Annotated in this window: 15 protein-coding genes; 4 read left to right on the forward strand and 11 right to left on the reverse strand. The window is 63.9% G+C overall.

Translation table 11 applies throughout. The annotated features are described in order from the left end of the window. Positions 1-107: 107 nt before the first annotated feature. Together VGG89_07345 and VGG89_07350 are read right to left on the reverse strand one after the other, a co-directional pair. Complete coding sequence (locus VGG89_07345) at positions 108-500, reverse strand: hypothetical protein (protein HEY1976340.1); 393 nt, start codon at positions 498-500, stop codon at positions 108-110. Positions 501-520: 20 nt separating this feature from the next. Then, positions 521-1,528 (reverse strand): hypothetical protein, encoded by a 1,008-nt coding sequence (locus VGG89_07350; protein ID HEY1976341.1) that lies wholly within the window; start codon positions 1,526-1,528, stop codon positions 521-523. Between the two features lie 171 nt (positions 1,529-1,699). Between VGG89_07350 and VGG89_07355 the strand changes: the two genes are divergently transcribed. Beyond that, positions 1,700-4,822 (forward strand): hypothetical protein, encoded by a 3,123-nt coding sequence (locus VGG89_07355; GenBank protein ID HEY1976342.1) that lies wholly within the window; start codon positions 1,700-1,702, stop codon positions 4,820-4,822. Here the strand turns inward: VGG89_07355 and VGG89_07360 are convergent, their stop codons facing one another. Further along, positions 4,823-5,383, reverse strand: coding sequence for a hypothetical protein (locus tag VGG89_07360; GenBank protein ID HEY1976343.1), 561 nt, complete (start codon positions 5,381-5,383; stop codon positions 4,823-4,825). It abuts the gene before it with no gap. 73 nt (positions 5,384-5,456) lie between these two features. Here VGG89_07360 and VGG89_07365 point away from each other — a divergent pair, with 73 nt between their 5' ends. Both VGG89_07365 and VGG89_07370 read left to right on the forward strand, forming a co-directional pair. Next, complete coding sequence (locus VGG89_07365; protein ID HEY1976344.1) at positions 5,457-5,840, forward strand: hypothetical protein; 384 nt, start codon at positions 5,457-5,459, stop codon at positions 5,838-5,840. Between the two features lie 140 nt (positions 5,841-5,980). Next, on the forward strand, positions 5,981-6,574 hold the full coding sequence (locus tag VGG89_07370) for a hypothetical protein (GenBank protein ID HEY1976345.1): 594 nt from the start codon (positions 5,981-5,983) through the stop codon (positions 6,572-6,574). 123 nt (positions 6,575-6,697) lie between these two features. Here VGG89_07370 and VGG89_07375 read toward each other — a convergent pair whose 3' ends face one another. Beyond that, positions 6,698-8,152 (reverse strand): OmpA family protein, encoded by a 1,455-nt coding sequence (locus VGG89_07375; protein HEY1976346.1) that lies wholly within the window; start codon positions 8,150-8,152, stop codon positions 6,698-6,700. A 99-nt stretch (positions 8,153-8,251) separates the two neighbouring features. Here VGG89_07375 and VGG89_07380 point away from each other — a divergent pair, with 99 nt between their 5' ends. Continuing rightward, positions 8,252-10,159 carry a multicopper oxidase domain-containing protein gene (locus VGG89_07380; protein HEY1976347.1) on the forward strand — a complete coding sequence of 636 codons (1,908 nt, stop codon included), beginning with the start codon at positions 8,252-8,254 and terminating at the stop codon, positions 10,157-10,159. Here the strand turns inward: VGG89_07380 and VGG89_07385 are convergent. From VGG89_07385 to VGG89_07415, 7 genes are all read right to left on the reverse strand, one after another. Continuing rightward, the gene (locus VGG89_07385; GenBank protein ID HEY1976348.1) at positions 10,143-13,490 is read right to left on the reverse strand and encodes a choice-of-anchor Q domain-containing protein; all 3,348 of its coding nucleotides are present in this window, start codon (positions 13,488-13,490) and stop codon (positions 10,143-10,145) included. The genes VGG89_07380 and VGG89_07385 overlap by 17 nt on opposite strands. A gap of 9 nt (positions 13,491-13,499) precedes the next feature. After that, on the reverse strand, positions 13,500-16,754 hold the full coding sequence (locus VGG89_07390; GenBank protein HEY1976349.1) for a choice-of-anchor Q domain-containing protein: 3,255 nt from the start codon (positions 16,752-16,754) through the stop codon (positions 13,500-13,502). A 42-nt stretch (positions 16,755-16,796) separates the two neighbouring features. After that, positions 16,797-20,123: a choice-of-anchor Q domain-containing protein gene (locus VGG89_07395; protein ID HEY1976350.1), complete on the reverse strand. Its 3,327-nt coding sequence runs from the start codon at positions 20,121-20,123 to the stop codon at positions 16,797-16,799. Between the two features lie 72 nt (positions 20,124-20,195). After that, positions 20,196-21,170: a DUF2891 family protein gene (locus tag VGG89_07400; protein ID HEY1976351.1), complete on the reverse strand. Its 975-nt coding sequence runs from the start codon at positions 21,168-21,170 to the stop codon at positions 20,196-20,198. Then, positions 21,167-22,132 (reverse strand): DUF979 domain-containing protein, encoded by a 966-nt coding sequence (locus VGG89_07405; GenBank protein ID HEY1976352.1) that lies wholly within the window; start codon positions 22,130-22,132, stop codon positions 21,167-21,169. The genes VGG89_07400 and VGG89_07405 overlap by 4 nt, the downstream gene beginning before the upstream one ends. Further along, positions 22,129-22,806: a DUF969 domain-containing protein gene (locus tag VGG89_07410; GenBank protein ID HEY1976353.1), complete on the reverse strand. Its 678-nt coding sequence runs from the start codon at positions 22,804-22,806 to the stop codon at positions 22,129-22,131. Before VGG89_07410 ends, VGG89_07405 begins: the two co-directional genes overlap by 4 nt. A gap of 9 nt (positions 22,807-22,815) precedes the next feature. Beyond that, complete coding sequence (locus VGG89_07415; protein ID HEY1976354.1) at positions 22,816-24,402, reverse strand: alkaline phosphatase family protein; 1,587 nt, start codon at positions 24,400-24,402, stop codon at positions 22,816-22,818. Positions 24,403-24,406 lie beyond the last annotated feature (4 nt).

Raw genomic sequence — 24,406 nt, forward strand, 5'->3', positions numbered from 1 at the left:
ATGCGTAAGCGCGCTGCGGTTGGCCGATATTCTTGAAAGCTCCACTCCCTAGGAGCCTTGCGCGAACGGGAGGGCCTTCGTGGTTGGTTTTACCACGAAGGTCTTTCCTAATTATGGGGCGGCGTTGGAAACAGGGACGGTTGTTGGGGTACGGTCGAGGCCGCACTCGTATCGGCAACCTGGGTGGCCGTGAACTGGCCGTCCGGCGCGATCTGCACCTGGTACCACCAGCCGTATCCTTTTCCGTCGCAGTAGCAGACGAGATCGCTCTGAGTGTCGCGTCGCGCAATACTCCAGTGAAAGCCGAACCGCTTGTGCTGCGCGTCGAACTGTTGGCGCATGTATCCAATGAGCTGCGCCTCGGCATCGGTTTGCGCGCCGGCGTCTTGGTCGTGGCGCGTCTGTTCGACGTTCCACACGACGAGATACCCGATGATCGGCACCAGCAGCACGAGCAGCATCGTAGGGATCCATTGCGGAAGCTGGATCTTCGCACGCACGACCTTGACCTTCGAGGAAGTTAAGGCGCTATCCGGCCGATGCGATTGGCCGCCGACTCGACGAACCAGATCGAGCCGTCGCCGCCGCGCGCGATGCCTTGCGGCTTGGCGCCGGGCGTCGGCAGCGGATACTCGGTGAACGCGCCGGCGGTCGTCACGCGACCGACCTTATTGCCGGCCCACTCCGTGAACCACAGCGCGCCGTCGCGTCCTCGCACGATTCCCCACGGCTGCGAATTCGGCGTCGGAATCGTATAGACGTGCACGATGCGTCCCCGCAAATCGGTTGCCCAGATCGCATTGCTCTCGAATGCCGTCCACCACAGGTTGCCGTCGGGGCCGGCCGCGACCGCGCTGGCGATATCGTTGTATTTCGATTCGTAGTAGAGCCCGTTGAAGGTCGTGAGCTTTCCCGACCGGTCGATGCGGCCGATGCGCGCGCTGCCGTCTTGCGAAAACCACACCGTTCCGTCGGGCGCGCGCACGATCGCGGCGCTTTCGCCGGTGATGCCGGGAAGGACGTATTGTTTGAGCTTGCCGTGCGAAAGCAGGCCGAGGCCGCCGCAGCTTTGCGTGAACCAGATCGAGCCGCCGGCGCCGCGCGCGACGCCCATCGGCGCCGCGTTGGCGTCGTTCCACTCGGTAACGTGGCCGCCGGGTGAGATGCGCGCTACGTGCGTGCCCAAGTACGGACCGGCGTGCTCGGCAACGTATACGCTGCCGTCGCGATCGACGAAGAGTCCCTGCGGGTTGGAGCCGGGGGTGGGAAGCCGATACTGCCGGATGGTGCCGTGAACGCCGATGCGCCCGACTTCGCCGGTACCTTGCTCGCTGAACCACATCGAGCCGTCGCGCCCGGCGACCACGGTGAACGGTGCCGCGTCGATGCCGCCCGCGATCGCGAACTCGGCGATGGCGCGGCTGGCCGCAATCGTGCTTAGACCGGGGGTTGGAGGAGGCGGAAGCGTGCCCGGACCCGCGCTGCACGCGGCCAGGCTCAAGCCCAGAAGTACCGCCGCTGCTCGCACGCGACCCTCCATAAGCCCACTTAAGAATCCTTAAGCTTGTCTTAATCATACCCGCTTTCCGCGAAAATAGCCTGCCGGAATCCACTATGGAAACCTAAGTAATCGCCGTTGAACCTTTTTTGAGCGGCTCGCGCGAGGACGCGCGCATTTTAAAGAGGTAACGCCTTTAGTATGAATCGTTGGATTGTAGCACTGCTTCTTACCGTCTTTCTCCCGGCGGCAGCCGGCGCGGCGGATCCGTCGCAAACGCTCACCGATAAGCTGGCCTGGCGCAGCATCGGACCCTATATCGGCGGTCGCGTCGTCGCGGTTACCGGAGTACCGAGCGAGCCCGACCTGTTTTACATGGGCGCCGTCGACGGCGGCATTTGGAAGAGCACCAACTATGGGTTGTCGTGGGCCAACATCTCCGACGGCACGTTACCCGGCGACAGCAATAGCATCGGCGCGATCGCGGTCGCACCGTCGAACTCCAACGTGATCTACGCCGGAACGGGCGAGGCCGATATTCGCGGCACGCTCGTCACCGGCGACGGGATCTATCGTTCGAGCGACGCGGGCAAGACGTGGCAGTACGCCGGCTTGCGCGACACGCACACGATCAGCGCGATTGCGATCGATCCGCACGACGCAAATGTCGTGTACGCGTCGTCGCTGGGCCACGTCTTCAAAGACAACCCCGAGCGCGGCGTCTTCAAGACGACCGACGGCGGCAAGACGTGGAAGAAAATCCTTTACGTCGACGACGCCACCGGCGGCGTCTGGCTGTCGATGGACGCGCGGCATCCGCAGACGCTCTACGCGGCGATGTGGCAGGAAAACCGCTCGCCGTGGAAGCTCGTCAGCGGCGGTCGCGGCAGCGGTCTCTACAAGACCACCGACGGCGGCGCGCACTGGACGAATCTCACGCACAATCCGGGGTATCCCGAAGGCGTGCTCGGAAAGATCGGCGTCGCGCTGGCGCCGAGCAATCCGAACGTCGTCTATTCGATCGTGCAGGCGAAAGAGGGCGGCATCTTCCGCTCCAACGACGGCGGCGCCACCTGGAAACGCGTCAACGATCAGATGGAGCTGCGCCAACGCGCGTTCTATTACATGGCCATCTTCGTCGATCCGACCAATCCCAACACACTCTTCGTTCCCAACGTCGCCGCGGTGTGGAAATCCACCGATGGCGGCGTCACGTTCCGCGGACTGCGTCCGCCGCACGGCGACAATCACATCGTCTGGATCAATCCGCGCAACCCCAAGATTTTGCTGGAAGGCAACGACGGCGGCGCGACGGTGTCGACCGACGGCGGCAAGACGTGGAGTCCGGTGCGCAATCAGCCGACGGGTCAGTTCTATCACATCTCGATCGACGATCAGTTCCCGTTCCGCGTGTACGGCGCGCAGCAAGACGAAGGCTCGATCTCGGGCCCGAGCGCGGCGTTCGGGGGCGCCATCACCAGCGACGATTGGCAGCCGGCCGCCTACGGCGAGAGCACGTTCGTCGCCCCGCAGCCCGGCAATCCGAACGTGACGTACGGCAGCGGATACTTCTCGATCTTCCTGCAATACGACGCGACGACGGGAGAGTATCGCAGCGTCTCACCGTATCCGTACTATAAAGAAGGCGGTACGTCCGAAGAGATGCGGTATCGCTGGAGCTGGACGCATCCCATTCTCTTCTCGCCGGCGAATCCCAAAGAGCTGTTGCTCGCTTCGCAATACGTGCAGGTCAGCGACGATTACGGCCAGACGTGGAAGACGATCAGTCCCGATCTCACGCGCAACGATAAAGCCACGGAAGGGCCCACCGGCGGTCCGGTCGATCTCGATCAAACCAGCGCCGAAGTCTTTCCCGATATTTCGGCGCTCGCCGTGTCGCCGCTCGACGGCAACGTGATCTGGGCCGGCTCGGCTGACGGGCTCGTGCACGTCACCACCGATCACGGGACGAACTGGAAAACGATAACGCCGGAAGGGCTGCCGAAGTGGACGCAGATCAGCTCGATCGAGCCGTCCCACGTCGACAAGGGCACGGCGTATCTCACCGCGTCGCGGTACATGTGGGACGATTTCCATCCGTACGTTTACAAGACCAGCGACTACGGCGCGCACTGGGCGGGGATCGACTCGGGCGTGCCGAGCGATCAATACGCGTTCGTTATTCGCCAAGATCCCAACGACGCCGGCTTGATGTTCCTCGGCACCAAGAGCACGGTCTACACGAGCTTCGACGGCGGCGCGCACTGGCAGAATCTCACGCTCAACCTTCCGAAGGTGCAAGTGCGCGACATCGCGATCGATACGCGTCAAGGCGGCGTCGCAATCGCCACGCACGGCCGTGCGTTCTGGATCCTCGACGATCTGTCGCTGCTCGAGCAGCTGCAGAAGTCGTCGGGGGCTGCCGGATCCGGCGGAGCGCAGGTCTTCGCGCCGCAATCCGCATGGCTCACCAATGCGTACGGCGGTCCGGCGTTCCCGCGGACGGGCGCGGGCGCGAATCCGCCGTTCGGCGCGACCGTGTTCTTCAACGTTCCGAAATCGTACGACGGCAAGACGCAGGTCACGCTGACGTTTGCCGACGCCAACGGTAACGTCGTGCGCCGCTTCGAGCTGCACGAGAAGACGAAGCTGCCCAAGGATTTCGAACATCCGACGGCCGCGTACGAACCCACCGAGCGTCAAGCCATCCAAGAAAACGTGCATACCGGCATCTCGGGCGGCCCCAATCGCTTCCAGTGGGATCTGCGCTACACGCCGGCAACCGAAGTACGCGGTTACGAGCCGCCGGTGGCCGCCGGTGGTGAGGAAGACGGCGTCGACGGACCCGCCGTCGCGCCGGGCAAGTACACCGTCACGCTCGACTACGGCGGCGACAAGACGTCGGCGGCGTTCGACGTCGCGCTCGATCCGCGCATCAAGGTCGCGGCCGGCGCGCTCGAAGACCGTCTCGCGCTGCAGCAGAAGATCGTGGCGCAACTCGACGAGCTCGACCGTTCGGTCAACGCCGCGTTAACCGCGCGCGATAAGCTCGAGCGTCGCGGGGGAAATAAAGCGCTGCTCGCATCGCTCGACGAGCAGATCGCCAACCTCGTGCAGTTCAAGCAGAAGTCGTCGGAAGGCGCGCTGCTCTACGAAACGAAGTTGCGCGACCACCTGGCGTATCTCAACGCCGACATCGATTTGGCCTACGACAAGCCGACGCAGGCGCAGTACGACGTGTGGAACGAGATGCAGGCTCTCGCGAAATCTTCGATCGCGAAACTGCAGGCGACTACCGCGAGCGCCGAAGCCGCGGCTCGATAATTACTGGTCGACGCGTTTGGCGTGCGCCGGCGCCGGGATCGTCACGGATGGGTCGTCGTAACGCCCGTACGTGACGGTCTTTCCGGCGTTGGCGCAGGTCAGCGGCCGATACGTGGCCTTATCGTACGTGCACGAGAGGGTATCGCTCTCGCTGCGTCCGAGCGCGTCGTGCATGACGAAGGTGCCGTCGCCGGCGGAAACGATCCGCACGTCGAAGACGCCTTCTTCAAAACCCGTGACGAGATGGTCGTCCCAGGTCTGCACGTCCCACGCGCCGTGCTTGTTGCCGTAAACGTCGCGGCCGATGATAATCGTATCGTCGTCGCCGCTGGGATCGCCGTGCGTGACTTGCCGGAAACGATTCGGTGCGACGACCGTCCATTCGAGCGACGCGCCTAACGGCGCGACCGGCATCGGTTTAATCTTCACGTCGACGACGAACGATTTCGCCGAGCGAAGTGCCGCTCGCACGTTGCTCTGAAGCGTTGCGGTATCCGCAGCCGATGCGGGAAGCGCGAGAATCGCGACGGCCAAAAACGCCACGGTCACAAACGTACGCATGGTTGGTATTGTACCATTAAAAATCCGTTACCGCTCGTTTCGGCAAGCAAGGGTGCAGGGTACTCAGAATCATATGAAACTCATCACACGAACGTTCATAACAGCTGCGGCATTCGCGGCGACGATTGGTATGGGCTTTACCGGCGGTCCTGCGTCCGCGCAGGGATATCCGTACGGCGAAGGTCCGCAATACGTCCCGCCGTACACGACGTGGCAGCCGGATTGGGACCAGAACCGTTATGACAAACATCACGTGATGCTCGGCATCGTTACGGGATTTTCTCCTTATCGACTCACCATCCAACGCCGTAACGGCGCCGTTCAAACGGTCGACCTCAAGAACGGCACGACGATCTTTCCTAACGGCGCGACGCCGCAGCAGGGCGAGCGCGTAGCGCTCCTCGGCTACTACAGCAACGGAACCTTCATCGCGAACCGCGTGGTTCTGCGAGGGTAATCCGACCACCTAAACACCGTTAAGCGCAAGGGGGCGGGCGGTCGCCGGCTAACAAGATAGCCGATGCACTGCCCGCCCAGTTGACGTTACGGACGGCCCTGACCCCCCGACGCGCGTTCCTCGCTATTATCGGGGTTGCGTTGGCCGTGCTGGTGTGGCTCTCGATCGAATACCACGACGCAAACGCGGAAAGCGACGCAAGGGCGTTCGTCGACCGGGTGCGTCCGGTGCTGATGGCCAGGTACGGTACCGTCGATCGCGCGCAATCGGCGGGTTTCTCCCAGATGACCTACCTGGGTTGGGACGGCACCGCCGTCTACTTCAATCACACGTTCGACGGCGTCGATCCGATGCACCCAAACTTCTTATGGTACGACCGTAACGGCCGGCTCGCCGGCGCGGATTACGAACTGCCGATTTCGCAGTTTCCGATGAATCCGCCGGGGCGCGATCTCTTCCCGGTGCGGCGCATGCGCTGGTCGGTCGTCTACGCGCACGTGCACGTTGCGTACTTTCTCGACGGACAAACGGTGTTAACCCAAGCCGACGCGCAGCCGAGGTTCGCCGAAATCGATCCCGTGACGAGCGACGCGCTGCGCGGCGTCGGATTGCTGCCGGCCAACGCGGAGTTACAGTGGTTTTCGTTTCATCCGCGCTGCTGGGACCTGTCGCTCTGGCTCGTTCCCAACCCGTTCGGCGCGTCGGCGAACTTCAACCCGTACGTGTATTTTTAGCGCGCTAGTGCGAGTTGAACGCCCAGACGATCGCCAGCGCGATAACGGTAACGACGCCGAGTACCAAAAAGAACCCCCTGCCCGGTGTCTTCTTTTTTTCTTCCGGCGGCAGTTGATCGAGCATTATTTCTGAATGGCTACCTCGACTCGGCGGTTGAGCGCGCGGCCCGCCTCGGTAGAGTTATCGGCGATCGGACGCGTCAGGCCGTACCCCTTCGCGGTCAGGTCGCCTGCGGAGACGCCGTGCTGCACGAGCCATGCCACCACCGAGCGTGCGCGGGCCAAAGAAAGACCCATGTTATAATCCGCACCGCCTTGATTGTCGGTATGGCCGGCGATGATCCAACGCGATCCCGGACTGCTCCTCACGAGCTCCAGTATCCGATTGAGCGACGGCAGGCTGTCGGGACGAATCTTGGCCGACGCCGTGTCGAAATGAATGCCGTAGATCGCGACGCTGCCGTTTTCTTGAATCTGCTTTTTGAGATCGGCAACGGTTTCCTTATGACGCTTGAGCTGGAAATCGGCCGTGCCGAGTTTCCCGGCGGGCAGATCGAGAAGCTGCACGGCGCCGTCGTAACCGACGGCGTTCGCGCTGACGGAAACTAAACCGGCGGGCACGTTGCGCAGCGCGCAATGTCCCGATGCATCGGTGCGCGCCGTAACGCCGGCCGCCTCGACGTCGGCGCGTGCGATCGGCTTTTGATCGGCCGCGTCGATGACGTTGCACGAGATCGTTACCGCGTAGCGCCACGGTTTCGGATTGACGAGGATACGCGCGAAATCGACCGCGTAACCGTCGGCCTTACCCGTGGTGGGATCGTCGAAAAGCAGATTGACCGTGCCCGATTTTACGATCGGCCAGTATTCCGGCAGCAGCTGCAAGGTGAGCAGCTTTCCGATCGGGCCGGTCTGATCGAGTTGATTGATGGTGTCTTCGAACGTGGGAATGCGCGTGCCGTTGAGCGTTACCTGGAAGCGCGAGTGCATTGGAACCGGTTGGAAATCGTCGACGAAGACTTGCAAAAAGATGCTGTGAACGTTCGCGGGCAGCGAGCCGATTTGAAGCACGATCGGCACTGGCAAGTCGTCGGGACGTTTAGCGCAACCCGAGTAACCCTCGAGCGGAGACTTGGCAACGCCGTCGGGACCGACCGGAACGCCGCTGCCCAGCATGATGCGATCGGTTCCCGGTGCGGCGCCGGGACGCACCTGGCAGGGCCATGGATGCGCGGGTGTCGATTCGCCCGAGAACGGCGTGAAGTGCGGCGGCCAGCCGAATCCGAGATTATCGATCGAACCGGTACGGACGAGTAAAGCGGCTTCGCGACCGTTGACGGCGCGCTCCGACTGATCCGACCACCCGGGCGGCAAACCCGGAGGCGGCGTCGGCATCGTCGGTTCCGGCGACGGCGACGCCGTCGGAGGCGCGGACTCGAGCGGCGATGCGGATTCGAGCGGTGATGCGGTGGGAGCGACAGTTGGAGCCGCCGAGGGGCTCTCGGCTGCTTGTTGCGATTTCGCGCACGCCGCGAAAAGTATCGCGCAGACCAAGGCGGCGATCGTCCGTACGCGCATGGATGGAAGTATTAGTGGGCGCAGGGCGGACGGCCTGGCGCTTAGGCTGTTGCGCGCGGTTAAAGAGGTCTGCCGTTCGCCGCTAGGTAAGCTCCGGACATGACCAGACGAGCAAGCGTTTTAGCGACGCTGCTTTTAGCGTTTTTAGGGCTGTCACTCTTACACGCCGCGCCCGGCGCCGCAAAAGCCCCGCATACGCCGTCGCCGTGCGGCGAACCGCTAATGGGCGCCTTTACCGAACCGCAACGGGTGGACGTGTGGAGTCTGCCCAAAGACGCCGGCGGCCGTAACGAGCTCGTGCTCGGCGTGCACAAAGAGCGCGATCGTTACTGCTATCGCTATAAGCTCGACGGCGTCTCACGCGCCGTCGCCCCGGTGATCGTCGTGCGGCGCGGCGAACGCTTCGATTTGCGCATCGCCAACGACATTTCATCGCAGAGCCGGGGGGAGTTCGTCGCATCGAACGTTTTGCCGGAATGCATGCCGATGGCGATGCCGCCGGCCAAGGTCGTCCATTACGCTGGTTACCTCAATCACGAAATCGACGACACGTGGATGCCCAAGCTCGCGGTCGATACGAACGTTCACCTGCACGGCTTTCAAGGTCCGGCGCTGCAAGAGAATATTTTTCTCTCGACCTTGAGCACGCCGATGCAGGCGTGCGAATACCACATCGACATTCCACCGTCGCAGCCTCCGGGAACGTACTACTATCATCCGCACGTGCACGGGGGCGCGGGCGAACAGATCGCGGGCGGACTGGCCGGCGTCTGGATCGTCGAGCCCGATACGCCGCAAATCGCCCCGTCGGCCGATCATCTCGTGTATTTGGCGTACGACTGGCCGGCTAAAGTCGACTATCAATACATGCCTGACAACACCGCGCTGTATATCGCGGGCATGCTGCACGAGGCGGCGCTCAAAAACGTCAAGCCCGTTGCCTACGATCCGTTCCATCCGCCCGCGTGGCCGCTGGGCTTTCCGCTGAGCGCGGCCGGAGTCGCGATGGATCCCAACGCGTGCGACGGTATCAACACCGAAGCGGTGTTGAGTGTCGACGGTCACGCGGTTCCCGCGACGCTTACGGTTCCGGGCGGACGAGATCAACTTTTGCGCATCGTTAACGGCACGTCGGATTCGCCGAAAGCGCTCAAGCTGCGCGACGAGAGCGGCAACACGGTGCCGATGCACGTCGTCGAGATCGACGCCAATCCGCTCAGCGGCGATGCCGCGCATCCGCTCGCGCGCTATCTCGCCGTCGACAAGCTGATGGTTTCGTCGGCGAATCGCAGCGATATTCTGCTCGACGTGCCGGCCGGACGTACCTACACGCTGTGGTCGACGCATTACTGCGAAGGATCGATGGCGTTCTTACAGCTCCCGCATCCGCTGCTGCGCGTCACCGGAACGGCGGTAACGCAAGACGATCCGGCTCCCGCCGTCGCGTCGCAGCCGGTCAACGTTGCCGACACTCCGGCGGCCAAGCTCGTCGCGTACGCGCGCGCTCATCCGGCGCTGGTGCGCAAGCGCGCGATCACCTTTACCGAGTATCTCTTTCCCGCAACCGGCAAGAAGATCCCGATTCATTCCTCGTACTTCATCACCGATACGACGAATGCGAACTTTCACGAGCACGCCTTCTATCCGCAGTTTGCAAAAGGCCAAACGGTTCCCGCGCACGCCGACATCACCGTCAAGCGCGGATCGGTCGAGGAGTGGTACGTATTCAATGCGACGATGGAGTCGCACACGTTCCACATCCATCAAATGTCCTTCGTGCAGCTCGACGGCGGCCCCGACGGTGCGCCGGTTACCATCGACGATATGTGGGATCCGGTCGGCACCCTGTTACCGAATCCCAAAGATCGGCAATATCCGCTCGTCAAGCCGAGCCTCGTGCGCGTGCTGATGGATTTTCGCAACGTGCCGCGCGGCACGTTCGTCTTCCACTGTCACATGCTCTTCCACGAAGACCGGGGCATGATGGGCATCATTCGGGTAGAGTAATCCGTATCGGCGCAATATGCGGCAGCGGGATCGGCGTTTTGCCCGTATGGTGGGACGACGCCGGTTTCCGATGCCCGGGCCGGTGTGCGATAGCCGACACGATGCCCGCGAGTTCGTAAGCACCCGAGTCGCAAACGTTGCCGTGGCCGCGGGTGTACCCGCGCTGATCGGCAGTAATCGAGACGCTTCCGCACATCGAGCCGGAGTACGGGATGTGGGCTTTTCCGGGACTCGTCGATTGATCGGCGTTCGTGTACGTCGAACCGCCGTTCTCGGCGAGCGGAAGCAGCTTCGGGTCGGCGGTCAGATCGTGCGACATCGTCGTGATTGCCGTACCCGCGACCGCCGTCTGGATGATGTTGTAATCGCCTGACGTGATCGTTCCCGGATTGTCGATGTCGGGACCGGTCAAACCCGTTCCGCCGCCGACGACGCTCTGGGTTAGCGTGAACGAGCTGCTGTCGTTGTAGATGTTGCCGCCTTGTTTGGTCGCCGCGTTCTTGAAGAGCGTGACGTTCTCTAACGTGGCGCTGCTTGCCGATGTGCTTGCGATGCCGCCGCCCACCAGCGACGAGGTGTTGTTGCTGATCGTGCTGTTGGTCGCCGTGATTGAGGCGGAGGAGAACAGCCCGCCGCCGCCGGCTTCGGTCGCGCTCCCGAGCACCTTGTTGCCCGAGATCGTGCTGTCCGTCAACGTGAAGGGGGCAGTGCTGAAAACTCCCCCGCCGCCGGTTGGTCCTGCGCCGCTTACCGTAATGCTGTTGCCGGACACCGTCGACGCGTCCAAAGTAAGGCCGCCCGCGTTGCCGATACCGCCGCCGCCCAATGTAAAATTCGCTTTGGGGACCACGTTGCCGTTGACGCTCGACTCGAAGACCACTTCAGCATTCGTCTCGATGAGGATTCCGCCGCCTGCCGAGGTTGCGCTGTTTCCCGAGATCGTGCTCTCGTAGATCGTCGCGCCGGCACTATCGATCACCGCACCGCCCGCGCCGATCGTCGTACCGGTCGCGCTGTTCCCGGTCGCGACGAGGTGAAAGAGCGTACCTCCCGTGGTGCCGGTTAGTGCGAGCGCGCCGGCTTCACTCATTTTGCCGCTTGCGGAGTTGGACGTCATGGTTGCGAAAAACATCGTGGGGGCGCCCGTAGCGTAGACCGCTCCCCCGATCGCCGTACCGGCGGCGGTCGTGACGGAGTTCTTCGAGAACGTGTCGCGGGTCGATGCCAGCGATGCCGACGATGTGGCAACCACGACGGCGCCGCCGGCCGCGATCCCCGCCCCCGTCTTAACCGCCGCGGTATTTGACGTAAACGTGTTTCCGGTCGACGCGACCGTGGCGCTGCCGGCAACCACGAGCGCGCCGCCGAGCCCTTCCGTCCCGACGGAACCTTCGGCCGTTGCGCTATTGCTCGTGAACGTGCTGCCGCTGATCGTAGCGCCCGTACCGGCGACTACGGCGCCGCCCTCACCGGCAGAAGCGGTCGCACCAGCGGTACCGGTTCCCGTCGCGGCGTTCGAGGTGAACGCGCAGTTGGAGAGCGTCACGCTTGTCGCGAAGATCGCGCCCGCTGCGCCCGTTTGGGCACCCACCGCGGCGTTGCCGGAAAACGCGCTGCTCGTAAGCGTGACCGGGCCCCCGGCGTAGATCGCGCCGCCGAACCCGGTGGCGCTCGTGGTGCAGGGGCCCCCGGTTCCGGTCGCTTTGTTGCCCGTGAAGGTATCGCCGGTGCCCGTGAGAGTAACCGCCGACACGACGGCACCCCCGGCGCCGATCTGGTCGCCGGTTGCCGCGTTGGTATTGAACGCATCGCTGTCGAGCTCGGCAGAGTTTTGCGCGTAGATCGCGCCGCCGACCCCGGACGAGCATGACGCCGTACCGCCGCCGGCGAGATTGCTGGTGAACGTGCTGTGCGTGATGCTGGGAAATAACGAGTCGAGATAAATCGCTCCGCCTTCTCCCAGCGAGCCCGCCGTCTTACCGCCGGCGACGTTGCCGGTGAAGGTGGTATCGGTGACCGTGACGCCGACACCCGCGTCGTAAATCGCGGCACCCAAGCCCTCGGCGTGGCTGGTGCAGCTGGTTGCGCCGCAACTGGTCGTCGGACAGCCGTTGGCAGCCGTGCATCCAGTGTTGGCGGAAAACGTATCGGCGGTGAACGTGGCCCCTCCAAGGCTGGTCGAATACACCGCGCCGCCTTCAGCCCCGGCGTTGCCGGTGTACGTGTCGTGCGTGGAGCTCAGGTTTCCCGTTGCGGTATTGTAGATTGCGCCTCCCTCGCCGACGATGCACAGCGCGGCATCGTTCGAGACCTTGTTGCCGGTAAACGTCGTGAGCGACATCGTCAGCGTGCCGCCGTTGAAGATTGCTCCCCCTTCTGCGGGTGTCGTAGAGCAATGCGGATGCAGTCCGAACATTTTCAGTGAATGCATGTTCACCGACACGCGCCGGAACGATGCGGTAGACGTATTGCTCCCGATCGTGTCGCTCGCGAGGGTCAGGTTACCGATGTTAAAAATCGCGCCACCCGGCTGTCCCGGCGTTGCGGCCTTGCCCTTCGTGAGCGTGAGCCCCGAGATCGTTACGTTGCCTTGAATCTTAAAGAGCTGATGCGTCCCGCCGCCGGAAAGAACAACGTCGGCTGCGCCGGGTCCCGCAATCGTCAGCGCTCCGCTGATGAGGATCGGTGACGCGAGCGTGATCGTCGACGGTTTGGGGAGTGAAAACGTGATCGTGTCGCCGCTGCCGGCAGTTTGCACGGCGTAGCGCAGCGATCCGGTGCCGGTATCCGCGACGGTCGTTACGAGCGGACCGAGCTTGATCGCAACGTGATTGGCTTTACCTTTGGAGATCGGAACCTTCAGCGCGATGCCGCGGTCGAGTGCCGCGCCGGTTGCGTTGACGCCGCTGTAGGTCGTTACCGTAAAGGTGTCGGTGCCGGCCGGTGCGTGCGCGGCAAACGTGCACGTCGTACCGGTGCTTCCGGTCGTGCAGTCCGGCGAGGTGGCCGTCGTGTTGAAGACTTGCGCCTTCGCCGTGTCGATCGCGATCGAGACGGAGTGCGTCAGCGGCGAGATCGTCGCCGGATGCAGGCCGCTCCGCCGGCTCGTGCGCCGCGGAATCCGAATCTGCATCAAAACTCGGACGCTGCCCGCGCCGGAGCGATCCGGCGCCGCGCCGTCCCCGGCTCGGGGGGCCGAGAGCTCTGATGCGCCTCCCGGAACCGCCGGGAGCAGGCGACTGCTCGCGCTGCAGCCGGCAATCAGGGCGCCGGTAAGAGTAAAGGCGGCCACTCGGGCGGCCAGAGAGAGTCCGATCGCACGCTTCTTCATGCGTCCACTCTACAGCATGCGGCGTCCCCCAAGCGTCCATACCCCTGGACGCGCATGCCGGAAGGCGTGTTTCGGAAGGATCGGACGGCGGGCGATTGCCGTCGGGACGCCCGCATACTCGAAGGCGCCGGCGTCGCAGTGACCCCCGGCGCCCCGCGTATAGCCCCGCTGGTCGGTGGGAACCGGAACGCCCGCGCAAGCCGAACTCGAAAACGGAATGCGACCGCGTCCGGGGCTCGTCGCTTGATCGGCGTTCGTGAAGGTCGGGCCGCCGTTGTTCGAGAGCGCTACCAGTTTTGGATCCGTGATGAGATCGTGCGTGGTCGTGCCGGTGATTGCCGTACCGGCCGGCGTGGTTTGGATGATGTTGTAGTCGGCCGAGGTGATCGAGCCGGGATTGTCGATGTCCGGGCCGGTCGACGCGGTACCGCCGCCGACGACGGTGTTCTGCAAGCTAAGCGCGCCCGCGGCGATATTCATGATGTTGCCGCCGGCCTTCGCCGCGTTCTTGAAGAGCGTGACGTTCATGAGCTCGTTGACCGCGTTGTCCGCGTTGTAGAGTCCGCCGCCGTCGCCCGACGAGCTGTTATTACTGATCGTACTGTTGAGCGCGATGATTTGATCGAGCGAAAAGATGCCGCCGCCGCCGCTTTGCGGTGCGGTTCCAAGCAGCGTGTTGCCGGACACCGTGCTCTCGTAGAGTACGAGGCCGCCGCTGTTGAAGATGCCGGCGCCGCCGGCGGGTCCCGGGCCGCTCACCGTGAGCGTGTTGCCGGCAACGGTTGAATAGGCGAGGCTGAGACCGTTCTCGGCAAAGATCCCGCCGCCGCCCGCCGCGGCGAAGTTGGCCTTCGTCACGACGTTGTCGTCGATCGTCGAAGAAAGGATCGTTTCGCTGAGGTTTGCCGCGAAGATGCCGCCGCCCGCCGACGTCGCGCTATTTTGCGAAAACGTGCTGTCGGAAATCGACGAGCCGGCGACGTCGAACAGGCCGCCGCCGGTTGCGAGCGTTCCGGTGGCGACGTTTTTCGTTGCGATCACGTGCGTGAGCGTACCGCTCGTGCCGATCGCGATGCCGCCGCCCGACGCTTGCGGTGCGATCGCTTCGTTCGACGTCACCGTGGCATTGCTGATCTGGGCGCCGCTCGTTGCGGCCACCGCGCCGCCCGTGGCCCCTAAGACGCCCGTCGCGGAGTTTGACGCGAACGTGTCGCCGGTCGAAAGGAGCTGGTCGTTGAGTGCGGCGATCGCGCCGCCGATCGCGCCCTGGGGAGCGTTCTTTTCAATCGCCTTATTCGACGTATACCTGTTGTTCGTCGAAACGAACGGTCCGGTCGCGACGCTGACGGCGCCGGCGAAGACGCCTTGTGCGACGGAACTGTCAACCGTCGCGGTATTTCCGGTGAACGTGCTGCTGCCGATCTTGCCGTACGTATCGAATGCAACCGCGCCGCCGCCGCCGTAGGCTTGCGTCGCACCGGCGCCGTTGGCCAACGTCGTGTTCGACGCGAACGTGCAGTCGCTGACGATACCGTTTTCGCCGCCGAGCGCGCCGGCAGCGGCGGCACGGCCGCCAAAGGCGGAGTTGCCGGTGAACGTGCTGCTCGCGAACGTCACGTTGTCGGCTGCGGAGTAGACCGCTCCACCGGCACCGGTTGAGTTAGCCGAGCACGGACCGCCCGTCGATGAGGCAACGTTGCCGCTAAACGCGTCGCCGGTGCCCGTGATTGAGTCGCCCCCGGCAACGGCGCCGCCCAAGCCGTTCTGGTCGCCGATTGCGGCGTTGTTCTTAAACGTATCGCCGTCGATTTCGAACGCGTTGGTGGAGTAGATTGCGCCACCCGCGCCGCCCGAGCACGACGTGGTGCCGCCGCCGGCGAGGTTGCCGGTAAACGTGCTTTTCGCAATGCTTGGAACGTCGGAGTTGAGATAGATTGCGCCGCCCTGACCAATCGCGCCGGCCGACTTGCCGCCGGCGACATTATTGGTGAAGGAACTGCCCACGACGGTAATGCCGCTGCCGGCGTCGTAGATCGCCGCACCTTCGCCGAGCGCGTAGCTCGTGCAGGCGGTCGCGCCGCATCCGATGTTCGGGCAACCGTTGCCGGCGTTGCATCCGTAGTTGGCGGTAAACGCGTCGTCGGTGAACGTCGCGGCGCCCGTTCCCGCGTTGTACACCGCGCCGCCTGCCGCAGCTGCATTGGCGGTGTACGTATCGTCGGTCGAGCTCAGCGTTCCGTCGACGTCGTTGTAGATCGCGCCGCCGTTGGCTTGCACGCAGGTTGCAATGTCGCTCTTGAGGACGTTGGCGTTGAACGTCGTGTGCGAGACGGTCAGCGCACCGTCATTGTACACGCCGCCGCCTTCGACGTAGGTGACGCTCCCGCAGGTATGCGGATGGAGCGTGTGCGCGTGCCGCCGGCGATCGTTGCCGGGCGCGCGGCGAAGGGCTTCGATCGACGTGCTGCTGCCGATGTAATCGTAGGCGAGCGTCAGGGTGCCGGTGTTCTGGATTGCGCCGCCCGGCGTAGCCGGCTGCGCGGCCTTACCGTGCGCGAGCGTGAGTCCCGAAATCGAAGCCGTGCCGGCGATCTGAAAAATCTGATGCGCGTTGCCGCCCGAAATCGCAAGGTCCGTGGCGCCCGGTCCGGCGATGTTGACGTTGCCGTTGATGGCGATCGGCGACGCGAGCGTAATCGTCGTCCCCTTCGCGAGCAGGAAGGTAATCGTGTCGCCGTCGTTCGCACTGCCCACCGCGTAGCGCAGCGAGCCGATGCCGGTGTTCGCGGCGTTCGTGACCAGCGGCCCTAACGTCACCGCGACGCGATTGGCTTTGCCGCTAGCGATCGGCACCTTCGCGACGATGCCGCGATCGAGCGGAGCACCGGTTGCGTTGACGCCGGCGTACGTCGTGACGGTGAACGTGTCGGTGCCGGCCTTGGCGTGCACCGCAAACGTGCACGTAAGCCCCGTGCTGCCGATCGCGCATCCGGGCGACGACGGCGTCGTATTGAAGATTTGCGCTTTAGCGGTATTGACCGCGATCGCGACCGACTGCGTAAGCGGCGAGATCGTCGCCGGGTGCATCCCGGGCCGGCGGCCGGTCCGGCGCGCAATCCGCATCCGTACGAGCGCCGTCACGCCGGCGCCGTCGGGCGCCACGGCGGGAACGCTCGAAAAAGTTGACGGAAGTAGCCGGTTCGTGCCGCTGCAGCCAGCCAGGAACGCGACGGTAAGAACGAGGGCGATCGTACGCATCTTCATGCGTACACGCTAGCGCCTGGGGCGTCCGAGTTGCGTCCCGCCCTACAGCGGAATGCCTTTCAGCTTCATCGGCTTGAGGTTCGCGAACAGGGCCGAAGCGGCAATGGCTCCTCGGACGTGCGGTTTGACCTTCACGTGCAACGGCGGGCGCCGCCCGATCGCGGTCGCGACCCCGGCGTGCTCGTAAGCGCCGACGTCGCATTTTCCGCCGGCGCCGCGCGTGAAGCCCCGCTGATCGACCGTGGTTGAGATGGTTCCGCATTTGCTGCTGCTAAACGCGATGTGCTGCGTCCCGGGACTCACCCCCGCCGCCTGGTCCGCGAACGTGAACGTTGGGCCGCCGTTATTCGTCAACGGCAGCAGCTTCGGATCGGTATCGGCGAGATCGCCCGCCGCAGGCGTATATCCGGTGACCGCGCTGCCGACGATGTTGTCGCCGTTGGACGTAAACGTGCCGGCGTTGGCGGCGTCCTTTCCGGTTGGTGCCGTCCCGCCGGCTAGGATGCTGTTCACGAGCTCGATCGTGGCCGAGGCGCCGACCAGCGCGTTGCCTCCGGCGTGCGTGGCGGCGTTGGCATAGATCGTCGCGTTCTCGAAAAAGGTTACTGCCGATCCGGCAACGTCAACGCCGCCGCCGTTTTCCGACGACGAATTGTTCCCGATCGTATTGTCGAGGGAGATGATGCCGGCATTCGTATAGATTCCACCACCACCGCTGTTGGGTGCGGTGCCGAGCACCTTGTTGCCGGAAATCGTCGTGTAAACGTCGCCGATGCCGGCGGCATCGAAGATTCCGCCGCCGCCGGCGGGCCCCGGCCCGGAAATCGTCACGGTGTTGTTCGCAATCGTGACATCATTGAGGTTCACGCCGCCGGCGGAATAGATGCCGCCGCCGCCTGCATTTGCAGCGCTTGCGCTGGTGACGGTATTTCCGCTAATAACGGAGTTGGTGATCGTCTCGGTATTCGTCATTTCGATGATGCCGCCGCCTTCGGTTTTTGCGGTGTTGCCGGTAATCGTGCTGTTGAGAATCGTCGACCCGCCGGTATCGTACAAGCCGCCGCCGGCGCCGAATCCAACGGCACCCGAAGGGGTGGCCGTATTTCCGCTGATGACGACGTGCGTGATATTGCACGCGCTGCCGACGGCGATGCCGCCGCCCACGCCGCCTAGGCTTGCTCCCCCGCGCACGAGGTTCGACGTGACAGTGTCGTTGCTAATGATGCACGTACCAGTTGAGACGATTCCGGCACCGCCCCCCGCGGTTCCGGGTGCCGTCACCGAGTTCGACGTGAACTTTTCACCGTCGGAAATCCACGTGCCCGATAGCGTGCCCACGGCACCGCCGGCTGCGGTGCCGGCGGTGCCCGACGTCTGCTTGATGGAGTTCGACGTGTACGTACTGCCCGTCGATACGAGCGCGGTTCCGGCAACGATCGCACCGCCGATTGCGCTCGACGGCGACGTGCCCGCAAGCGAGATGGCGTTCGACGTGAACGTGCTGCTCGTGACCTTTACCACGTCGGTAGCGTAGAGCGCTCCACCGGCCGCCTCGTTGGAGGTCGCACCGTTGATCCCGGTGCTCGTCGCAGTATTCGACGTAAACGTGCCCTTATCGATCGTGATGTCCATGGCGCCGGCGATCGCGCCGCCCGCGCCTTCGAAGTTCGCGCTTCCCGCGTTGGTTGAGAACGTGCTGCCGTTGAACGTGACGTTGCCGAGGGAAAACACGGCACCGCCGTAACCGTCGCCGTTGGCCGTGCAGTGGCCGCCCGAACCGACGGCCTTGTTTCCGGTGAAAATGTCGTTCGAACCCGTAACGCCCATCTCGGCGAAGACGGCACCGCCCTCTCCCGTTTCGTCGCCGGTTGCGGAGTTGTTTTTGAACGTGTCGTTATCGAGCTCGATCGGGTTAACGGCAACGATGGCACCGCCCGCGCCGGTGGAGCAGGACGACGTTCCGCCGCCGGCACGATTGCCGGTAAAGGTACTGCCGGTGATCGTTGCGAGGATCGAATTCGTGTCGAGCGCGATCGCGCCGCCCTCTCCCACCGATCCCGGCACCGGTCCGCCGGCGACGTTATTCGTAAACGTGCTGTTGACGACGGTGATACCCGTGCCGTGATCGTAAATGGCAATACCCTCACCAAAGGCGCTACTCGTGCAGGTGGTCGTGCCGCAGCCGGTCGTCGGACAGCCGCTCGACGCGTTGCATCCGGTATTGGCGGTAAAGGAGTCGTTGGTGAAGCTGGCCTCGCCTATCGCGGCGTTATAGACCGCGCCGCCGGACTGCGCGGAGTTGCCGTTGTACTGGTCGTTCGTGGATGTCAACGTTCCGAGCGCGTCGTTGAAGATTGCGCCGCCTTGAGCGGTGACGCAGCCTGCAACGCTATGAATGACGTTGTTACTAAAGATCGTGCCGCTGATGACGAGCGTACCGTTGTTGTAGACGGCCCCGCCGTCCGCGGTGGTCGCAGTACAATGCGGGTGCAGCCCATTGGCAACGATGCGGAGCGTCGGTTTTGGGCTGCGTACGCGCCGTATCGCGACGGTCGATGTGCTGCCGCCGATAACGTCGCCGGCCAGCGTCAAGGAGCCGGCGTTGTAGATGGCCCCGCCGGGTGTGCCGGCCGCGGCCTTTCCGTGCGTCAACGTGAGACCGGAGATCGTCGCCGTTCCGGCGATCGAGAAGAGTTGATGCGCGGCGCCGCCTGAGATGGTCAAGCCGGTCGCGCCGGGTCCGGCGATCGTGACGGTGCCGCTGATGGTAATCGGCGTTGCGAGCGTAATCGTCGAGCCTGCCGGGAGCGAAAACATCACGGTATCGCCCGCGCTGGCCGTTGCGACGGCGTAGCGCAGCGATCCCGTGCCGGTGTTGGCGGTGGTCGTAACGAGCGGCCCGAGCCTCACGGCAACGTGATTGGCTTTGCCTTTGGCGATCGGAACCTTCGCCACGATGCCGCGATCGAGCGGAGTTCCGGTTGCGTTGACGCCGCTATACGTCGTGACGGTAAACGTATCGGTGCCCGCCTTAGCGTGCGCGGCAAACGTGCACGTCGTACCCCCGGTGCCGGCCGTACATCCCGGCGACGCCGGCGTCGTATTGAAGATTTGTGCCTTAGACGTATTGACCGCAATCGACAGCGATTGCGTCAGCGGCGAGATCGTCGCCGGATGCACGTCGTGCCGACCCCGGCTGCGCCGCGGAATGCGGACGCTCACGAACACGCGCATTTCGCCCCGATCGGGCGCAATGGCGAACTGCGGCGCGCTGACGCCGGGTGCAGTCCCCGGAAGGATGCGGCTCGTGCCGCTGCAGCCGGCGATCAGAGCCCCGGCAAGTAGAAGGGCAATCGTGCGACCCAACATGTAGCAACCTCCAAGCGTTCGCCACCCCGCTCGGGAGTATTAGTGCTCCAGGTTGCTTTCTCTAAGCACGCGCTAGCCTGCTTCGTCGATATTCGTTGCGGCGTCCCAGGCGAAGGTCGCGAGCCAGTGGGTCGCGAGGTAGTCTCCGTCGACCGCGCGATCGGCGCTCGCGGCGTAGAGACGGCGGCCCGCGGCAACGAGATCGGCGTCGTCGAGCGCGGTCGCGATGCGCGCCAGCGCTCCGGCCCGCGAGAGATTGAGTCCGTGAAGGTGCACGATCTGTCCGTCGAGGACGTCGGGCACGTCGACGGGCGCGAGGATGCGCGCGTCGCTTGAAAGGTCCGGCAGAAACGCGTTCCACCACGAGACGAAAGCGTCCCGCGGCAAGACGCGGCGCATGAGGTCGGCTTCCGCGAGGCCGGGCGAAAGAAAGTCGTGTCCGCTGCGCTCCCATTGCTCGGGCCAGTCGCGATCGTTTGCGAACCAGTCGCGAGCGCGCGTTTCGATGGTCTGCTTCAAGTCGTCGAAATCCAGCACGCGTGCCGCGTCGTGCATGAGTCCCAGTGCGAACGCCGTGTTGGAGTGCACGCCGTGACGTACCGGCTCGGGCATCGCGGTCATCCACGCGATCGCCGACGTCGCGATCCAGTCCGCCATGTCGTGGAGCGAGCGCGCGCACGTCGCGAGCCGCATCGCCCACGCCCAACCGTAAGGCCGTTCGTAGGTGCGATGGCTTTGCAGATACGCGGTTTCGACCGCTAGCTTCTTCGCGCTCAAGTGATCGATGATGGCGCCGGCGAGCTGCGAAAGCGTGCCGGGCTCGTGCAGCGGATGCAGGCTGAAATGATCGACGAGCTGCAGCCCCGTCCAGTGCGAATGGACGCTGGAGTGCCAATCGTAGGAGTTACCGAACGACGGATGTGCCACGGCGGGATCGCGTGGGCGGTCGCTCGCCGTGCTCAAGTGCGCGTCGTGATAGGGATAATGCGTCGTGACGTTCGACAGCACGACCGGCAGAATGCGCGCCGCCAGCTCGTCGCGCATCATAAGAACGGGAAAACCAGCAAGAAGACGATGTTGACGATCAGCAGCGCGATCGCGGTCGGTATTTGCACTTTGATCTGCCCGTACTTGTCGCGCATTTCGAGCAGCGCCGGCGGGACGAGATTAAAGTTGGCGGCCATCGGCGTGCAGAGCGTGCCGCAGAAACCCGACAGCATTGCGATGGCAAAGAGCGGAGCGGGATGTGCACCCATCTGCTGCACGAGCACCGGCCAGCCGACCGCGGCCGTCATGATCGGAAACGCGGCGAACGCGTTCCCCATGACGATGGTGAAGCACGCCATGCCGAGCGCGTAGATGATGACCGCGAGCACGCGCGAGTGGCCGGGCAGAATGTCGTGCACGATCGTACCGACTTGCGTGCCGACGCCGGCCTGCGCGAAGAGCAGACCCAACGTCGCGAGCATCTGTGGCAACAGCGTGGCCCAGCCGATCGATTCGAACAATCGCCGGCCTTCGGTGAGCGCGACGCCGAGATGGGGCGGCCGCAGCACCAGCCACCCGACCAGGAGCGCAACGATCGTGGCGATGCCTAAGCCGACCAAGGTCGCCGATCCGGCCGCGAGCAGCGGCTTTCCGTGAATGTCGATCTTGCCGCCGGCGACGGAGACGAAGATCGTCACCGCCGGAATGGTGAGCGCCGGAACGAACAGCCAGTGTTTCTTGCGCGCGGCGTGCGCTTCGCGTTCGTCGTCGCTGCTCGTGTGCACGCGATCGGCCCCGGTAAAACCGAAGCCCGCGAGACATGCCATCGCGATGACCGCGAGACCGAGCAGCCACGCCGGCGCCTTCGGAACGAAGCTTCCGTAGCACATCGACGCGCCGAACAAGCACCAGAAGGCCGCGTTCGTCCAGCGCTTTTTGTGATGGGGATCGAGCGCGATTTGGACGCCGGAGACGAACAGGAACGCGCCCAGCAGCCAGTAGATCCACTCGGCCGAGATCACGCTGCGTGCTCTTTCATCATGCGTGCGAGCCGGCCGTCGAGCCGCAGCAAACGAAATCCGTGAATGAGGAAGGCGGCGATCGCCGTCGGAACGGCCCAGATCGCCAACTGCAGCGGATCGAGCTTCGTGTGGTAGCTCGCGTTGACGTAACCGGTGATGAGCAAGATCGAGCCGATCGCGACGAAGCAATCCTCGCCGAAGAACGCGCCGATCGTATCGGCTGCGGCGGCGTGCGCTTTGACGGTCTCGGTGACCCGGTCGGGCGTATGGCCGTGCGCGCGCATCACCGCGCCTTCGGCCATCGGATAGATGACCGGACGCACCATCTGCGCGGCCCCGCCGATATTGAGCCCGAACGCGATCGTCACTTGCCGAATGGCGAGATAGAGGAGCAGCAATCGTCCCGCGGTCATGCCCGCCGCCTGCGCGATGAGCCGCTTGGCGTGCTGACGCAAACCGTAATGCTCGAGCAATCCGATGACGGGCACCACGATGAACGCGAGCGTCACCGACCGGCTGCTTGCAAAACCCGAGCCGAACGCGTCGAGAATGTGCAGCGGACTGATGCCGCCCAGCAACGCCGAGACGATTCCCGCGACCATCACCACGAGCAGCGGATTGAAGCGCAGCGCGAAGCCAATGACGACTACTGCGACGCCCAGGAGAACGATCATGGCGCGACGCTAATCGCCGTCGTCGCGGGGCGCGATCTCCCGCACCCAGCGCGACGCGCCGCGAACGCTCGCCGGAATGTCCGCCTTGCCGGGCAGGTAGTTGCAGCGCAAGTAGCTCGGGAAGGGAATCTTGGTAAATTTCTGCGGCGCCTGATTGAAGTTGAAGAAGCCGTTGAGATTGTTGAGGTACGGCGAAGCATCGGTGGCGCCGAGCGAGCCGAGATTGAACGTCTGCTCGACGAACTTGTTGAGCGTCGCGAACTCGACGTTGGTGTGCACGACTTGCCCGCTATTGACGTAGGGCGAGATCACGAGCAGCGGCACTCGGAAGCCCGGGCCGACTTGATCGCGCACGACGTACGGCGCAACGTGATCGTAGAAGCCGCCCCAGTCGTCCCAGAAGACGAATATGGCGGTCGACTTCCAATCGGGACTCGCACCGATCGCATTGATCGCCTGCGCGACCCACGTTGGTCCGCAGTCTCCGAACGGAATGCCCGGATGATCCGACGTGTACGGTCCCGGCAGAATCCACGTGATACTCGAGAGCGGTATGCCGCCGCTTTCGTCGCCGACGAACGTATATTGCTGCGCGCGGAAGTGCGTGCTGTTCGCGAGCAGCGGCGAATAGAGACCATAATCGGAGTAGCAGTCGGCCATCTTAGAGGCGTCGGGCCAGATCGACGGTTTGGCGTGGCGGATCGTATAGTTCGCGTCGAGACCGACGATGCTCGAGCACATCGAGTAGGCGTAGAGCTTCCAGCTGACGTTCTTTGCCAAAGCGAGATCGGCGATCGACGGATAGCCGCCGTGCTGACCGAAGCACGGCGCCGGGCCGGCCGGCTGCGCCGGCGGCGCGGTGTAAGCTCCCGTCATAGAATTTAAACTGTAGGTCATCGTGCCGGCCGGCGAGTCGCATCCCCACGGCGTGTAGACGCAGAAGTCGTGCAGCAATCCGCAAGAGATCTTCTTTGATGGAAACACCGGCGCGTCGACCGTGCCGTGCGACTGCGACGAGAAGATGTATTGGTGCGCCGTGTACGACTCGCTGTTGTGGCCCATAAAGAAATGGTCGCCAAGCGCGTAGTGCTTGGCGATGAACCAGTACGGCGCAACTTCGGAGCGATTGACATACGAATAGATCGTGCCCACGCCGACCGGTTTGGGGTAGCCCTTTTGCTGGATGGCGTTTTGATCGAAGCCGTTCATGCGGCACGGCGACGGCTGTCCGACCTGCCAGGGCGGCGGCGACGGCGCGTTGCACGCCGTCATCCATTGAAAATGGTAGTTGTTGGGGTCGCCGCCGGAAAACACCGGCTTCTCGAGGTTGACCTCGTTGAGCGCGAGCTGCTTGCCGCTGCTCGTCTGCCCGAACGATACCGCGTCGGCTCCGGGAAACGGATTGGGCCCGCCAAAGATGTTATCGAACGTCCGATTCTCCTGAACGATGAACACGACGTGCTGAATTTTATTGTCATCCTGACCGTGGCGAAGCAAAGTCGAAGGACCACTCGCCGGCACGACCGGCGACGTCGGACTATGCGAACAGCCAACGACCAGTAGCGAAGCAAAAACAGCGAGCAACGAGTTACGCACGAGA

The sequence above is a fragment of the Candidatus Baltobacteraceae bacterium genome (assembly GCA_036488875.1).
Lineage (GTDB): Bacteria > Vulcanimicrobiota > Vulcanimicrobiia > Vulcanimicrobiales > Vulcanimicrobiaceae > JAFAHZ01.

Excerpts from the sequence above, each read along its gene's own strand:
- VGG89_07355 (HEY1976342.1), top strand. The coding sequence starts at position 1,700 with ATGAATCGTTGGATTGTAGCACTGCTTCTTACCGTCTTTCTCCCGGCG.
- VGG89_07360 (HEY1976343.1), bottom strand. The coding sequence starts at position 5,383 with ATGCGTACGTTTGTGACCGTGGCGTTTTTGGCCGTCGCGATTCTCGCG.
- VGG89_07365 (HEY1976344.1), top strand. The coding sequence starts at position 5,457 with ATGAAACTCATCACACGAACGTTCATAACAGCTGCGGCATTCGCGGCG.
- VGG89_07375 (HEY1976346.1), bottom strand. The coding sequence starts at position 8,152 with ATGCGCGTACGGACGATCGCCGCCTTGGTCTGCGCGATACTTTTCGCG.
- VGG89_07380 (HEY1976347.1), top strand. The coding sequence starts at position 8,252 with ATGACCAGACGAGCAAGCGTTTTAGCGACGCTGCTTTTAGCGTTTTTA.
- VGG89_07385 (HEY1976348.1), bottom strand. The coding sequence starts at position 13,490 with ATGAAGAAGCGTGCGATCGGACTCTCTCTGGCCGCCCGAGTGGCCGCC.
- VGG89_07390 (HEY1976349.1), bottom strand. The coding sequence starts at position 16,754 with ATGAAGATGCGTACGATCGCCCTCGTTCTTACCGTCGCGTTCCTGGCT.
- VGG89_07395 (HEY1976350.1), bottom strand. The coding sequence starts at position 20,123 with ATGTTGGGTCGCACGATTGCCCTTCTACTTGCCGGGGCTCTGATCGCC.
- VGG89_07400 (HEY1976351.1), bottom strand. The coding sequence starts at position 21,170 with ATGATGCGCGACGAGCTGGCGGCGCGCATTCTGCCGGTCGTGCTGTCG.
- VGG89_07410 (HEY1976353.1), bottom strand. The coding sequence starts at position 22,806 with ATGATCGTTCTCCTGGGCGTCGCAGTAGTCGTCATTGGCTTCGCGCTG.